Raw genomic sequence first — 803 nt, 5'->3', positions numbered from 1 at the left:
AGGGAAGTTTTGTAATGTTTTTAATGAAATATCGGCATATAAACTCCCAAAAACTCCTTTGTATTCAGGGAATACTTGATCTAGTACGGCTTGGAATTGGAGCTTAGTTTGTACCATAACTCCTGTCATATTTTCGTGTTGCCTTGTCAGATGCCGAAGGTTTAATAACTGAATACCACGCTTTTTCTGAGGCTCTAAATCCTCTTTGTAATACATTTCACCTAAGTGATAAGCATCAATTGCATCTGTTTTAGTTTTCCGTAAACTAGAACTTTTCGCTCGGTAGGATACCAATGGATTAAGGATAATCACAATATACTCTCTTGCTTCTAAGAACTGAACAACCGGGGCATGATAGTGACCCGTTGATTCCAAAACCACAGGTGGTTTCATCCCTGTTTGACGCTCTAAATCTAGTAAATAAGAGTGTAACTCTTCTAGACCCTCCACCGTATGTTCAACCTTCACACTGTTTTTATAGGGCATTTTTTTATCCAAGAACATTTGAACCTGACTTTCACCTTTTGCGATATCCAGACCTACAACTGGATCCATAAAATATCTCCTCCTAATGTAGTGATTGACCGGTAACCTCCATCTATCTTGTCATTCATATCTTCGCTTGTTATACGGGATCGCAATGTCCTAACCAGCCTAATCATGTGTTAACAAGTAGAGGGCGAACAGTTTAACGAACGGGATCAAGTCCCAAGGGCCATTACGTTCTACCCCGGCTACTATCAATCTATAAATAGAATAAAAAATAGTCAATCAGATTTCTCTGACTGACCTTATAATACGAA

At 38.7% G+C, this 803-nt stretch carries 1 protein-coding gene; it reads right to left on the bottom strand.

Going from position 1 to position 803, the window contains the following annotated elements; translation table 11 throughout:
- The coding region (locus tag CD33_RS00125) for an IS110 family transposase (RefSeq protein WP_036196965.1) at positions 1-555 on the bottom strand (555 nt) is incomplete at its 3' end.
- Positions 556-803 lie beyond the last annotated feature (248 nt).

The sequence above is a fragment of the Ureibacillus sinduriensis BLB-1 = JCM 15800 genome (genome assembly GCF_000772955.1).
GTDB classification, from domain to species: domain Bacteria; phylum Bacillota; class Bacilli; order Bacillales_A; family Planococcaceae; genus Ureibacillus; species Ureibacillus sinduriensis.
This window is presented reverse-complemented; position numbering and strand designations above follow the sequence as displayed.